Origin of the sequence: Paenibacillus sp. BIHB 4019, assembly GCF_002741035.1 — a bacterium.
Taxonomy (GTDB): domain Bacteria; phylum Bacillota; class Bacilli; order Paenibacillales; family Paenibacillaceae; genus Pristimantibacillus.
This window is the reverse complement of the sequence record NZ_CP016808.1, coordinates 667648-682777: the sequence shown is the minus strand read 5'-3', so window position 1 is coordinate 682777 and position 15130 is coordinate 667648. Positions and strand designations below refer to the sequence as shown.

General features: G+C 50.2%; 10 protein-coding genes and 1 pseudogene. 8 read left to right on the top strand and 3 right to left on the bottom strand.

From position 1 onward, the window contains the following. Window positions 1-62: 62 nt before the first annotated feature. The 7 genes and pseudogenes from BBD42_RS03030 (at window position 63) to BBD42_RS03005 (ending at window position 5783) form a co-directional block, all read left to right on the top strand. Window positions 63-1172 (top strand): iron-containing alcohol dehydrogenase family protein, encoded by a 1110-nt coding sequence (locus tag BBD42_RS03030; RefSeq protein ID WP_172455374.1) that lies wholly within the window; start codon window positions 63-65, stop codon window positions 1170-1172. A gap of 62 nt (window positions 1173-1234) precedes the next feature. Continuing rightward, a complete protein-coding gene (locus tag BBD42_RS03025; protein ID WP_237163347.1) occupies window positions 1235-2293 on the top strand; it encodes an ABC transporter substrate-binding protein in 1059 nt (352 codons plus the stop codon). A 28-nt stretch (window positions 2294-2321) separates the two neighbouring features. Next, window positions 2322-3110: an ABC transporter permease subunit gene (locus tag BBD42_RS03020; protein WP_099516938.1), complete on the top strand. Its 789-nt coding sequence runs from the start codon at window positions 2322-2324 to the stop codon at window positions 3108-3110. An 11-nt stretch (window positions 3111-3121) separates the two neighbouring features. After that, window positions 3122-3886 carry an ATP-binding cassette domain-containing protein gene (locus BBD42_RS03015; RefSeq protein WP_099516937.1) on the top strand — a complete coding sequence of 255 codons (765 nt, stop codon included), beginning with the start codon at window positions 3122-3124 and terminating at the stop codon, window positions 3884-3886. Window positions 3887-4152: 266 nt separating this feature from the next. Next, a pseudogene (locus BBD42_RS32530) lies at window positions 4153-4356 on the top strand (YiaA/YiaB family inner membrane protein); the annotation flags it as partial. A gap of 60 nt (window positions 4357-4416) precedes the next feature. Beyond that, window positions 4417-4608, top strand: coding sequence for a YiaA/YiaB family inner membrane protein (locus tag BBD42_RS32115; protein ID WP_237163490.1), 192 nt, complete (start codon window positions 4417-4419; stop codon window positions 4606-4608). Between the two features lie 239 nt (window positions 4609-4847). After that, on the top strand, window positions 4848-5783 hold the full coding sequence (locus BBD42_RS03005) for a cation diffusion facilitator family transporter (protein ID WP_099516936.1): 936 nt from the start codon (window positions 4848-4850) through the stop codon (window positions 5781-5783). Window positions 5784-6513: 730 nt separating this feature from the next. Here the strand turns inward: BBD42_RS03005 and BBD42_RS03000 are convergent. From BBD42_RS03000 to BBD42_RS02990, 3 genes are all read right to left on the bottom strand, one after another. Then, entirely contained in the window at window positions 6514-7389 is an 876-nt protein-coding gene (locus BBD42_RS03000) for an SDR family oxidoreductase (protein ID WP_099516935.1), read from the bottom strand. Window positions 7390-7479: 90 nt separating this feature from the next. Then, a complete protein-coding gene (locus BBD42_RS02995) occupies window positions 7480-9108 on the bottom strand; it encodes a type 2 periplasmic-binding domain-containing protein (RefSeq protein WP_099516934.1) in 1629 nt (542 codons plus the stop codon). 62 nt (window positions 9109-9170) lie between these two features. Continuing rightward, complete coding sequence (locus BBD42_RS02990; protein WP_099516933.1) at window positions 9171-11498, bottom strand: helix-turn-helix domain-containing protein; 2328 nt, start codon at window positions 11496-11498, stop codon at window positions 9171-9173. A 291-nt stretch (window positions 11499-11789) separates the two neighbouring features. On the opposite strand from BBD42_RS02990, the gene BBD42_RS02985 reads away from it, so the two are divergent. Further along, on the top strand, window positions 11790-14846 hold the full coding sequence (locus BBD42_RS02985) for an S-layer homology domain-containing protein (protein WP_099521421.1): 3057 nt from the start codon (window positions 11790-11792) through the stop codon (window positions 14844-14846). The last annotated feature ends 284 nt before the right edge of the window (window positions 14847-15130 follow it).

Here is a 15130-nt window from a genome sequence, read left to right as displayed (position 1 = left end):
AAGGGATGGAACAATCGGATTCGATCCTTTCCTATATTTTAAACAAGGGGGTTTGCGAACAAATGGTACAGGTGAAAGCACCAAATCAATACGTAAACGAGCCAAATGCTTGGGCGGACGGCGGGGCAAAAATTGCAGAAATCGGCAACAAGCTTTTTATTATCGGTGGGGAAAAAGCGCTAGAGGCCGCTGCGCCGCTGCTGGCAAGCCTGAATACCGCTGATGTCACCTATCAGGTGCACCGCTTTTCCGGGCAGGTGACGACGGAGCAGATTGCAGCTTACTCGGAGCTGGCGTCGAGCCAGGATATCAACGTGCTGGTAGGAATCGGCGGCGGACGGGTGTTGGATTTGACGAAGGCGGTTGCGGAACGGATTCATGTGCCGAGCGTGACGGTGCCGACGATTGCGGCAACCTGTGCGGCATGGTCAGCACTGACCGTATTGTACGACAAGGAGGGCCGCTCGGCAGGCTATTTGCCGCTTAAGCGGTCGCCGCAGCTGGTGCTTGCCGACACGTCAGTGCTTGCTGCTGCACCTAAACGCTACCTCGCATCGGGCATAGGCGATACGTATGTGAAATGGAACGAGACGGTCGTCAATGTGAAAAAGGTTCCGGCCGACCTTGATGTACGGCTTGGCGTCAAAACGTCGGAGCTGGCGGTCGAGGTGCTTGACCGCTATGCGCAGCAGGCGTATGCGAACGCAGGCGACGGCATAGCCTCGCCCGCATTCCATGAGGTTAGCCACGCCATTGTTTGGCTGGCCGGGCAAGTGAATACGGTATCGGCAGGAGGCGCACGCGGCGCTTTGGCCCATGCCATTCACGACAGCCTGACGCAGTTCACGCAAACGCATGGCTCGCTGCATGGCGAGAAGGTCGCGTTTGGGCTCGTTGCCCACACGCTGCTGCAAGGGCAAACGGCCGAAGAGACGGAGCGGCTTGCTGCGAAGCTTGATGCGCTTGGTTTGCCTGTTACGCTGGCGCAGCTGGGATTTGAAGAAAAAGCGGATCAAATCGCTTATGACATCGCCCATAAAGTGCCGCTCGCTGGAGCGAAAGCTGCCGAGCTGCCATTCGCCGTTCATCCGGCGGCAATCGCGGAGGCGATTATCGCAGCGGATCAGCTCGGGCAGCGGATTAGAAGCAAAGCAGCCATTTCTTCGCAATAAAGGTACGCGATAAACGATAAGGGGAAACATTCAACACGAGATCTAGAGAGGCGGAAACAACCGTGAAAAACAGAAAGAGACAATGGCTAGGCTTAAGCATCGCAATCATCGTGGCGAGTCTGCTCGCAGCTTGCGGCAATACAGGGGGGACGTCGAATACAGGTGCAGCAGCGAGCCCGGCTGCTTCATCTGACAGCAGCAGCCCCGCAGTGGAAGCTGGGCCAGATTTGAGCAAAGTCACGCTGAACATCGGCCAAACGGGCTGGGAAAATCTAAAGATCGGCTTCAAGGAAGCCGGACTTGATAACACGCCTTACAAAATTGAATTCAGCGTGTTCCAAGGCGGCAATTTGCAGCTGGAGGCAATGGCAGGCGGACATTTGGATGTCGCTTTGACGAGCGAAATCCCGCCACTGTTCGCAGCACAGGCCGCAAACGGCGGCAATTTCAAAATTATTGCGATTCAAAAGGGAAGCACGCTCCAGCAGGAGCTGCTGATTCCCAAAGGCTCGACGGTGAAATCCGTAGCCGAATTGAAGGGCAAGAAGGTTGCTTACGTCAGCAGCACAACCGCGCATTATTTTCTGCTGAAAATGCTTGAAGAAGCAGGGCTTAGCTGGACGGACATTGAGCCTGTAGCCCTGTCGACCTCTGATGGCCTCAGCGCATTGATCGGCGGCAGCGTCGATGCCTTGGCGAGCTATGGCAATGCGGTCATTTCGGGACGCCAAAATGGCGCTACGACGCTGGCGTCTGCCCAAAACATTTTATCCGGCAACTTCCCGATTGAAGCGACTCCGGCAGCGATTGAAGATCCGGGCAAGCGTGCAGCGATTGCGGACTTCCTGAACCGGCTTAACCAGTACAATGAGTGGATTCGTGCGAATCAAGAGAAGTGGGCAGGCATTGTAGCTGAAAATACCAAGCAGCCTGTCGAGCAGGCCCTTCAAACGCTGAAGGATGGCGAAGCCCAGCAGCCGACGAAGATTTTGCCGCCATCGAACGAGGCAATTGCTTCCCAGCAGGACATTGCCGATACGCTGCAAAAGGTCGATTTGCTTAAAAATCCGGTTGATGTGAAGTCGATTTGGAGCGACGTTTTTGCCGACGCACTGAAATAATTTTAGCCTGAAAGGAGAGAGCTATATTTTGCGGAAACCATCTTACAGCTTCTGGACATCCTCCTTCACGCCGTGGCTGCTGCCGATTTTGCTGCTCATTGCTTGGCATGTGCTGACGGTTACGGGTATTATTGCCGCTAACGTTTTGCCGCAGCCGCTGCAAGTGATTGAGGAGCTGATCACTTCCATCAAGAGCGGCCAGCTGGCTGAAAATATTGCGATCAGCGCCCGTCGTGCCATACTCGGCTTCCTTATTGGCGGGGGCGTCGGTTTCCTGCTAGGACTGATTAACGGTTTTTCTTCCAGAGCGGAAATCGTTATGGACTCGTCGATTCAGATGCTGCGCAATGTGCCGCATTTGGCGCTCATTCCGCTCGTTATTATTTGGTTCGGCATTGGAGAAGAGGTGAAGCTGCTGCTGGTTGCGCTGGGCGTCTTTTTCCCGATATACCTCAACACCTTCCACGGCATCCGTTCGATTGACCGCGGGCTGATTGAGATGGCGAAGGTGTATGGGCTGCGGGGCTTCGACTTGTATAAAGAAGTGATTTTGCCGGGAGCGCTGCCTTCAGTGCTGGTCGGCGTCCGGTATTCGCTTGGCATTATGTGGCTGACGCTCATCGTTGCAGAGACGGTAGCGGCGAATTCCGGCATCGGCTACATGGCGATGAACGCCCGTGAATTTATGCAGCTCGATGTGACGGTGCTGAGCATTATTATTTATGCGCTGCTTGGCAAGCTGTCCGACAGCATTGCGAAAATACTCGAGAGGCGGCTGCTCCAGTGGAACCCGAATTACAGCCGTGCGAAAGCATAGGAGGGGATGACATGACCGATAGCCGCAAAGGGGCACAGCTCCAGTTAAGCCGGGTACGCAAGGAGTTTGCAGGCAAGGAAGTGCTAAAGGGCGTTGATCTGAAAATAGACCGTGGCGAATTTGTCGCCATCGTCGGCCGCAGCGGCTGTGGCAAAAGCACGCTGCTGCGGCTGATCGCCGGGCTGGATTTGCCGACGGAAGGCACGCTGCTGCTCGGCAGCGGCGAACAGCAAAGCGGCGGGACAGATATTCGCGTGCTGTTTCAGGAAGCGCGGCTGCTGCCCTGGAAGAGCGTGCTGGACAATGTGCGGATCGGCACGCCGGGCAAGGATAAGGCGAAGGCAACTGAGGCGCTGGCGCAGGTCGGGCTTGCGGACCGCGCAGGGGAATGGCCGCATGTGCTGTCCGGCGGGCAGAAGCAGCGGGTGGCGCTGGCCCGGGGACTGGCAAGCAAGCCGCGCCTGCTGCTGCTGGATGAGCCGCTGGGCGCGCTCGATGCGCTGACGCGCATTGAAATGCAGCAGCTGATTGAGCGGCTGTGGCTGGAGCAAGGCTTCACGGTCGTGCTCGTTACGCATGATGTAAGCGAAGCTGTTGCGCTGGCAGACCGGGTAATTTTGATTGAGGAGGGCGTTATCTCGCTCGATAAGCGGATTACGCTTGACCGGCCTCGCAACCGGGACAGCGGATTTATTTATTTTGAAAACCTTATTCTAAATAAGGTGCTGGGCAAAGAGGAAATACCGCTGCAAAAGAAGGTCAACTATACGATTTAAACAGCGGTCAGGACTGTTGCATTAGAGGACAAAGGCGTAGTTTATGCAAACTAAGCCTTTGTTTTTTTTAATTCCTTTCAATGATGAAGCAGCTGATATTTGCTGCTCGGCGTCATTGTGCCCGCTTTTGTTAGCAGCAGGTACTAAGAGAAGATGGTACTATTTTTTCCAGCAAAAACAGGTAAGATAAGGCTATCAAACAAATAACCGCACGGTTATACGGGAGGACGCCTATTATGGAAAATCAGATGCCTGTTCGCAAATCAATGAACTTTTACCGCCGCCGGAATACACCGACTTATACGTTTATGGCTTGGGGAGCTTTTGTGCTCGCATTCGCCTTTGAATTTATCGGCATTTATACGCTGAACCAGCCGCTTTCGGTTCAAGGCTACTACGCCGTAACGGGAATACTGCTTATTATTACCTCGTTTACGCTCCAGAAGCTGGCCCGCGACAATGATGAGGACAAATTTCTGAAGGAGCAAAATCCTTCCTATCGCAACCGCAACACGCCAGCCTTCACGTTCATGGCCTGGATCGGCTTCATCATTGCCGTGCTTGCGCAATACATCGGCTTGTACACTCTGGAGGAGCCATTCTATGTAAAAGGCTATTACGCTATCGCCGGAGCTTTCCTGATTGTAGCCTGCCTCGTGCTTCAGAAAACCGTTCGCGATAACGAAGAGGATAAAGTGCATTTGAGCCCGGAAGAGGAGTAAGCAAGGGCGGAGCAGGCGGGGAGGGGAACAGTTGCCTTTCGCCTATTCCATAGTTTAGCGGCTCTCCAAGCGACTATCGCTTGGAGAGCCGCTTTTTTTCGCGCGCGAAGTTCGAGAGAGAATGATTATCCTTCATGTTATCCATAAAATGTCCATTTGTATGTATGGGTAAATGGACATATAATTATATTAATTATAAAAAGATAATTATTATAATTAATTTGAAGGAGATGGCTACTATGAAAATAGGCGAGTTTCATCATCTTGAGCATGTGAAGGAGCAATCAGCTTCCAAGAAGACGCTGTGGATTACGCTGATGCTCACTTTGTTTTTCACAATCGTTGAAGTTATCGGCGGGCTCGTATCCGGCTCTCTTGCCCTGCTGTCGGACTCGGCTCATATGGTTTCAGACATCCTTGCATTGGGGCTGAGCATGCTCGCCATCTATATGGCGACGAGACGTCCAACGAAGCAGTATACTTACGGCTTTCTGCGTTTCGAGATCATTGCTTCATTTTTGAATGGATTGGCGCTTATTGTCATCGCGCTTTTCATTCTCGTAGAAGGAATAAAGCGGATCATTCATCCTGAGCCGGTTGATCTTGGCCTTATGCTCGGCATCGCTATCATCGGATTAATCGTAAACATTGTGCTTACGCTGGTTCTGAGCCGAAGCATGAAGACAGAGAACAATCTGAATGTGAAAAGCGCACTGTGGCATTTCATTGGCGACTTGCTTAGCTCGGTTGGCATTATCGTGTCAGCGATTCTCATTCGATTGACGGGGTTGTCGATTTTAGATCCGATTATCAGTATCGTCATTGGCGGCATTATTGCATTTGGCGGATACAAAATCATCCGAGAGGCGTATGTAATTCTAATGGAAGCAGTGCCGGAGCAATTTAATCTAGAGGATATTCGCCGTGATCTTAGAGAGGTGGAAGGCGTTGAGGATGTGCACGAGATGCATCTTTGGGCGGTGTCGACCGACCATTATTCCCTTACAGCACATGTGTTGGCGCGAAGCAACATTCAACCGTATTGTATAACGCTCGCAATGAATGAGCTGTTAAAAAACCGCTATGGCATCGTCCATTCCACAATTCAGGTTGAGCATGCCGCTATTCACGATCACGGGGAGTACGGCAAATTAGTTAGTGGCGGTGCATTCTAGGGCGGGTATGCAAACGTGAGCAAGTTAGATCGTGTATGCAAACATAAGCAAGCCAGGGCGGCTATGCAAACGTGAGCACGCTAGATCATGATCAAATTTAGCGTCAAACGTATGTATGGCCTCTGCTAGTGTATATACCCTGAACAAAGATAGATTTGGCGGACACAGCAGCCGTTATTTCAACAGAATCATGTGCAAGGCACAGGCTGCGGACTCAGAAGCCGCTATTGCGCTGCAAATGACCATTTTGACAGGATAATGAGGATGATAACGACTTTCCTGTCCGCTTACGGCCTGAAACCGGGCAAAAATCCAGAATAGCGGAACCTCAGTCCGCGAAAAAAAGGGGTCAGCTGTCCCAAGCTGCTGTGTGGTCTAAGCAATAGGGGTCTAAGAAATAAGGGGCTAAGAAATTGGGGTCTCAGCAACCATCGCATGCTTCGCTTCTTAAGTCTCAGACTTGAGTCATCAGATGAGATTGGCAGCAGTGCTGCAGCATCGAATAAGCTTTGTGCAAGAAGTGGCAGGCCAACTCTGGTTTGAATATACAAATATACATTCTAGTTCATCGAAAGCAATAACCAATATAATAGGCATCATATGTACATGAAAAATGCACTTCCCAGAGTAAATATTGGAAAATCCCATCTAAGCGGGCACAGATCCTACTGGAAAAGTCCATGTTAGCGGGCATCAATCCAATACAAGGCTGGGAGGTGCACTATTGTTCTTAACCGTTAATGATTTCTCCGCCGTTGACGTGCATCACTTGCCCGGTGACATAGCTGGAATCATCCGAAGCAAGATAGACGTAGGCTGCGGCGAGCTCGGCAGGCTGGCCGGGGCGTTTCATCGGCGTATCGCCGCCGAATGTTGCCACCTTCTGAGCGTCGAAGGTGGAGGGAATAAGCGGCGTCCAGATAGGACCCGGAGCGACGCCATTGACCCGAATGCCTTGGCCAGCCAAATTGGCGGATAGGGCGCGGGTGAAGGAAACGATCGCGCCTTTGGTGGCTGAGTAATCGATCAGCGTCTCATTGCCGCGATAGGCAGTAACCGATGTCGTATTAATAATGGAGGCGCCCTGCTTCAAATGGGCGAGCGCCGCTTTCGTCAAATAAAACATGGCGAAAACGTTAGTGCGGAACGTCGCGGTAAGCTGCTCTGCCGTAATATCCTCAAGGCGCTGCTGAACATGCTGCTCAGCGGCATTATTGACGATAATATCAAGCATGCCGAATTCCTTGACCGTTTGCTCTACCGCTTGCTTGCAGAAGGCTTCATCGCCAATATCGCCGGAAACCAGCAGGCAGCGTCTGCCGAGCTGTTCGACCTCTTGCTTCACCACGTTTGCGTCCTTGTCCTCCTCCAAATAGACGATGCTGACATCGCAGCCTTCCATTGCAAAAGCAATCGCTGCGGCGCGGCCGATGCCGCTGTCACCGCCAGTTATAATGGCCGCTTTGCCAAGCAGCTTGCCAGCAGCTTTATAAGTTTCAGATTTATAGACAGGCTGCGGATGCATAACGGATTCCAATCCAGGCTGCTGATCCTGATGCTGGGGCGGCAGCGTCTGCTTAGGCGCTTGTGTTGTAGATGTACTCATCCTAGAACCTCCTTGTAGTGGCGCGGCATGCACCTATAACAAAACGTTCTTATTGTGGAATAAATGGGCAGGGATTATACATGATTTCCTTCATTTCACAGCATGCTGGCGATACCAGTCATTTGCTTCCCGAAGCACCTCTGTTCCGCCCGCCTTCATAAACTCATGGACAAAACGGTCAAAGTCCTCCAAGGGCTTCTCGCCAGTAATAAAGGCGACATAAGCTTTGTTTTTTAGCTTGATTAATTCAGCTCCGTTGTCGATTAAAGAGGGAGTCGCAACTTCCAAAGCATTGTAGATGCCATCCTGATCTAGCCCTAAGGTGGAGGCCCATTGCTCTCTTCGTTCTTTAGGGATCAAGGGTACCGTCATCCCCAAATTGGCGCCGATTGTATTTTGATAGTTGAACATGGTGTCATAGGGAGGCAGCACAATAACATCCTCTTTCGAGTCTCCAGCCCATGTCCAGTGCGTGCCTTTGATCCCGTATTTCATTGAGGTATATTCATCGAGATCGGGATTGGCGCTCACATCGTCCAGAATTTGCAGGATTTTCTCCATCTTCCCCGGCTCTTTGGCCGCGTCAGCCCCGATAGCGGTAAAGCTCATCAGCATATCATAGGCTTTGGAGCCTCGTTTTCCTTCTGGTCCACGAAAGGGTTGTCCGAACACAATTCGGGCCTGCGGATTGCCCGCTGTTAATTCCTTCACGTTAAACGTAGCTTCTACCGGGATCTCTTCGCGATTCGTGCTACCCTGATCCTTCATTACCCAATAATCTCCATTTTGAATCCAATGATAGTAATTCCCCATGGAGGTCATGCCGATTTTTCCATTGATAAAGGCATGGGACAGATGCTTGTAGCCGCCTTTATTTTCCCCGGTAACAAACTCCGGGTCGATTACGCCATCAGCGTACCATTTGCGAAGATAATGGAGAGCTTGCTTCATTTCCGGCTCCAATGCGCCGATAACGAGCTTTTCATTTTTCACCCCAAAGTAGAGCTGGTCTGCAAAAACGATTTGCCCGAATGCGCCGAAAACAACATTCATTCCTTCCCTGGACAAGCCGTACGTATCTTTCAAGCCGTTGCCATCCGGATCCTCATTTGCGAAGGCATAGATGACCTTCTCAAAATCGGATAGCGTCTCAGGCACAGGCAGGCCCAGCTTATCCAACCAATCCTTTCGATATACAACAGGTATGCGGTAGATGTTGGTGGGGTTGATGACAGGAATACCGTAATAGTTTCCGCCGATTTTTCCAGCATTTTGATAAGAGGGCGCATTTTCTTTAATAGCTTTCATAATGTTGGGGGCGTATTGCTTTAGCATCTCCTCCGGAATTTCGGCCAGCAAGCCTTGCTGTTGATATTTCAAGAGGTCCTGCGGCTGTCTGATCCGGAACAAATCGGGAATTTCCCCCTGTGCCAGCTTCATATCTAGTAACGCTTCGTATTTATTGTTTTCTAAATCCCAGATATCCAGATTAACGTTGAACTTATTTTCCACGAGGCGAACCATCTCGGCATCGTCTGGAACAGGCAGATTCAAATGCATCGTCCAGGAAATATTGTACTGCGGGGTATCAGAAGAAGCCGGGGACTGCAATTGTTGTGCGGCAGACAGCTGCAAGGAGCTCGTTTCGCATCCGCTAACGATGCTTAGACAGACGACTGCGATAAGAGCGGTGATACGCCGTAATGGCTTCCTTTTCATGATGAGCCCTTCCTTGAATCATAGTCTTGCGTGCAGTGCATGCAGTGCCAGGCAGTGCATGGCTAAAGCGGCTGTGCTTGTTTAACGGCTTGGCGCAAATAATTGCCCGGTGTACATCCGTACTTTTCCTTGAATTTCTTAATAAAATAAGCCGCGGTTCCGTAGCCGACCGTGCTCGCGATTTGCTCGATTGACATATTATTGTTCTCGATCAATGCTCGGGCGTTTTCCATTCGCAGGCTGGTGACGTAGTCGGTATAGGTGATGCCGTTCTCATCCTTAAAGAGCTTGCTCAAATACTTGGGACTAATAAACACCTGAGCAGCTACCTTCTCAAGAGACAGATCATCCGACAGATGGCTGCGCACGTATTGCTTGGCAGCCTCGACGCTAGAGATGGCTCTATCGTTATTCCGTTTCTCTATTTGCACTAGGAATGCGGTTATAGATTCAACCAGCCAATTCCGAAAATAATAAATGTTGTGAATCTCTTGATACTGATGATATAAATCCATATTGCCTTGATCAGGGTATTTGTAACGGACGCTCTTTACATAATCGGAGTAGACGAATACGGTATTCGCCAAAATAAAGTGGCAGTAATCGGCAGCGTACATGCCTTCCTGCATCGTTTTGACCAGCTGATCGATCGCCGTTACGATTTCACCGGATTGCCTAGCGTGCAATTTTTCTTTGAACCTCATAAGCATAGCTTGCGGAAGTTCTTCAACACAGCTCTCCCTATCCAGAAGAGCACGATCATTCAGAATCGACAGGTTCGGCAGAAAATAGCCATATTTCATTAGAGTCTGAGCTTCGCTATAGCTCTTGTGGACATCCATAATGCCCTGTACCCAGCCTCCATGCGATATTTGAGATTCCAGCTGGAACTGCTGCTTGTTCTCCGCTAATAGAAGCTGGCAGAGCTGTTCCAAAAGCGCGTCACACTGTTTTTTAGCGAACACAACAACTACAATCGTCTTGTCCGGCAGCTCCTCGGCAATGATGTGCCCTTCCGGCAGGGAAGCGCCCTGCAGCTGGTTAATCATCCGGTACGTCGCATATTGTTGATCTCGGGAGCTTAACCCGGCAAAAGCTTGATCTGAATTTACAATCATGCAGCAGTAATGGCTGTATGGCTGATTGATGCCTAAAAAGGGGAGCTCCTCGGCCAATTTCTCTGGGGTATAGCGGTTATGGAGCAGGTTCAGCAAAACATTGTGCCTAATAACCGAGCTATTGGCTTCAAGAGTATCCTCCAGGCTGCTGACCTTGTCGTTCAGCCTAATGAAGGCTGTGTCAATTAGCTTGAATTCATTGGCTGCATAGTCAGGCGCATGCCCGGACAAATCCTTTATTTTTCCCGCCAATCGCTTGATCGGGCTGTAATTCGCTCTGGCAAAAATCCCGGATAATACGATTCCTAGCAAAAGGGCCATAACACAGATGCCCAGCACCAGCTTTTGTACAAAAATCAACTTTTGATAGAAGAAGCTGGCAGGAAGGGCGCTATATATTTTCCAACCGGTTGATGGCAGTGTTTGGTAGGAAACAGCATAGGCTTCATCCTGAATCGTATCGTTAAAGCTGCCGGCCTCCGCCTTGGACAGCAAGGTTTCGGTAAAGCTGGAGCTGTAAGCACTGTACAAATCTGTGCTTCTGCTGGCTGAGCCTGTTATCATGCTTCCAGAACGCTCCAAAATAAACGTGCTTTCATTTTGTGTAGGCATCATATTCCGAATAACCTCGCTAATCGCGCTTTCCTTCATGTCAATCGCAATCATAAGATCGTTATTTTCGCCGGAGGCTTGGAATGGATAGCTGTGTGCGTAGGTAATTAAAGTTTCGCCTTTGCTCTCGGGCAGACTGGAGTAAATATCCTGCGGAATCAACCGGGCAGGTGTCCAGAGATGGTTTTGCTTAGTGCCGCGCATCCCGTTCATCCAGTCGGCAAAAAATACGGCGCTGCTGCCTTGATCGGCATTAAACTTAAGCCCATAGTTCGACGAAAGCATTATATTTTGTTTAGGATAATACAGATGAACGGCATAGATGATGTCCGAGCTGCCGGCGACTTCTGTCTTGAGCAGCTCCTGAAGGTCAATCGCCTTGCTAAGATTGCTTTTATAGGAAGAGTCAGCAAATAAACGGATATCTACGGTTTTGTCGAGAGATAAATTCAAATAAATTTGCTGAACCCGCTGAAGCACCGTAGCTTCAATCGTTTGGGCTGTATTTTCTAAAATCAGCTGGTTTTTGGTGCGCAGCTCCGCTTCGTAGCTTTTTGAGAAGTAGATATAGAAGACGGAGCAAAGCAGCAAAACGATGACAAGCACGATCGCTATATATGAAATAGCTAGATTCGCAAATACGGAGTTCCATTTTTTCACCGCTTACTCCCCCTCACCGCCTAGATTATACACCACAGGGTGGACGGACTTATACCCATTAATCAAATCTTAACATTAGGAGCAGCAGCGTTTGAAAATGGAAAAGCAATAAAAGAAAGGAGGAAGGAAAGTAGAAGGAAATGGGGAAGAAAAGGGCGGATAGCGAGGATAGAATACGATTTTTATACATTTCAGAAATTGTTATATTGAGCAGCAGCAGGGCCCAATGTTACGCTCGAAATCGGTTCGGAAAACAAAAAACGAAACGATAGGAGTAGACTCAACTTGAAAATGAAATCTACAAGAAAGTATCTATCTGCTGCATTGGGCCTGTTACTGCTTTCTAATTCCGTAGTGGGGAATGCTGCAACCGCAGCATCAAACGGAGCTTCAATTGAACTGCCGCCAGCTCCGGCATGGGGACATTTTGTAGACAACTACAAAAACAGCATTTCTGCTAACCAGTCGGTATATTCCAACCCAGTCATCGGCGTGCTGTCCGGATTTCAGGATCTTTGGGAGCCAGGGACATCCTGGGACAATGGCACGAAGCTGAACAGCAGCGTGCTGGACTACAACATCCAATATGTAGCAAACATAGCTGCTACTCGTACGGCAGAAGATGAACAATTGGCTTATCTCGTTGACCGGAGAAATCAGTCGTATGGAGCCACTGAAGGTCTTGGCGCTCTGGCTGATGTGTATCGCGACAAAACGGGAACATTCACGACAATTACGAGCATTCCAGATGATGCCATATCAGTCAAATACAACGACGGCAACGGCTCCAATAAAGCGGGCGATTCGGATTCCGAGCTTGGCAAAATGGTAGACTTGATCGGGACGCTGCGCGGCAATTACGCATCTAGCAACCCGGCGAAAAACTTCTACAGCTATATGCGTCCATACCGCTGGGCTAATGATACTTCTATGATCGTGCCTACGCTGGTTCCTGCAATCAGCACAACGCCGGCTACGGATGGCGGTTTCCCAAGCGGCCACACGAACGCTTCGTATCTGGCTTCTTATGCACTGGCCTATGCTGTGCCTGAGCGGTTCCAGGAGCTGCTGACCCGTGCTTCGGAAATGGGGAACAGCCGGATTATAGCGGGCATGCATTCTCCGCTTGATGTCATAGGCGGACGCGTGATGGCAACAGCGCTGGCAGCAGCTACTTTGTCTGACCCGGACAATGCGGCACTTAAGCAGGATGCTTATGATCAGGCGCATGCTTTTCTATTGACCGAAACGGGAACAGCGGAAGATCGTTTCACTGACTATGAGAAAAATAAAGCGCAATTCACCCAGCGTTTGACCTACGGCTTCGATCAGATCCAATCCACAACGGAACCGATGGTTGTGCCTAAAGGCGCTGAAGTGCTGCTGGAAACGCGCCAGCCTTATTTGACAGGCGAGCAGCGCCGTGCTGTTTTGGCGACGACGGGCATTGCTTCCGGCTATCCGGTACTGGATGATCCGGAGGGCTGGGGACGCCTGAATCTCTTCGCAGCAGCAGATGGCTATGGCGCTTTTGACAGCGATGTAACCGTGACGATGGATGCGAGCAAAGGCGGCTTCCATGCAGCGGACAGCTGGAAGAACAACATTGCTGGAACAGGCAAGCTGACGAAGGAAGGCACTGGCGATTTGAAGCTGCTCGGTGCAAATACGTATTCCGGGGGTACCCAGATTAACGCAGGTACGCTGGAAAGCGGCTCGGCAACAGCTCTCGGCAGCGGCGATGTCGTGAATAACGGCGGTACGCTAGTAGAGAAGGCAGCCGGAAAAATGACGATTGGCGGAAGCTTCACGCAAGCTGCGAATGGTACGCTTGAGCTTAACGTCGACAGCGCAAACGATGTGCTGGAAATCAAGGGAGCGGTAAATGCGAACGGAAAATTGCAGGTCAATTTTCCAAGCAGCTATGTGCCATCCGCTGGTTCTGTGACTCTTATGAGCTATGGCGCTGGTCAACAAAATGGCCAATTTGCCGCTGTTGAGATTAGCGGGGTACCGAGCCAGTACAATACTCAGGTTGTTTATCAGGCCAATCAAGTGGTGCTGGAAATTACGAATAAGTCGAATTCGGGAGGCTCAACAGGCTCGGGCAATTCGAATCCGTCGACTCCTTCGCCGACACCTGCTCCAACACCTACACCGTCCGGCCCTGTAGACCCGAGCTCCATTGGTGTAACGGTGGCAGCAAAGGCTGACGCTAATGGAAATGCAGAGGCTGCCATTGACGACGCACAAATTAAAACCGTGACGGAGCAGGCTCAGGCAATGGAAACGGGCTCAAGAATTGTGACGCTTACCGTTGAAGCGGCAGACAACGCTAAAGCAGTTGGCATCACGCTATCCAAAGCTGCTGTTACAAATCTGTCTAACGGCAAAGTAGATCAAGTTGTCGTGGTGACGCCATTTGGCACTCTTACCCTTCCTTCGACTACGCTGAATGCGATAGAGAAAGCAGCAGGCAGCAATATTCGGTTCGAGGTAGCGAAAAGCGGTGCAGATACGCTTACACCGGAAGCTAAACGGTTAGTTGGAACAAGGCCTATATTGGATATTTCGATTGAATCCGGCTCTACTAGCCTGTCTACCTTTGGCGGCGGCAGCATTCAGATCGATATTCCGTATACGCCTGCGCAAGGCGAGGATACAAGCGCTATTATTGCTTATTATATCGACAGTAATGGAAAGGCAAATGCCTTTAACAATTCAAGCTACAATAATGGCAAGGTTACTTTCGTAACAAGCCACCTCAGCCATTACGCTGTAGGCTACAATAAGATCAGCTTTAGCGACAGCAGCAGTCATTGGGGAGCTTCATTTATTTCCTATCTGGCTGCGCGGGATATGATTTCCGGCAGCGGCAGCAATCAGTTCGCGCCGAACAAAAACATCACGAGAGCGGAATTTGCTAAAATACTGGCTGGTGTTGCAGGCGCAGATGTGTCTGGATATACGGCTTCTGCATTTGGGGATATCAAAGCCGGAGATTGGTACTTGCCTTATGTGTCCTGGGCAGCAGAGCATAAAATAGTTGAAGGTTCAAGCAGCAATGAATTCAAACCAAATGTATCGATCAGCCGCGAGGAAATGGCGGTCATGTTGAAGCGATTTACCGATCAGGCTGGCTTCACGCTGCCTAAGACGGCCAGCGCAGTTGCCTTTGCCGATCAAAGCAGCATTAGCTCATGGGCAGCAGATGCCGTTGCTTCGTTGCAGCAAGCAGAAATCATCTCGGGCAAGGGCGCCAATGCTTTTGATCCGAAAGGCGGCGCAACAAGAGCAGAAGCGGCGAAAATGCTAGCCGTGCTTCATCAAAATATGAATAAACTTTAAGATAACGGCAATTAAAGCATTATAGTAAGCGAGAGCAGAGAACCCGGTAAAAGGGTTCTCTGCTTTTTTATCTAACATCATATTTAACGATTTAATTTGAGCTCGTGATTGCGAAGAGGCAAGGGAATGTCTGCTAACGATGGGGAAAGACGGTTATTTAATGGAAAAACTCTGTTTTTTGCCTAGTGCCGGAAAATAGGAATCTATATACTAAAAAGGGATTTACTGCGCTAAGCAGGTGTTGAGCAAAGGAGGCTAGCTAGTTTAACCTGTGTTTTGTAAGC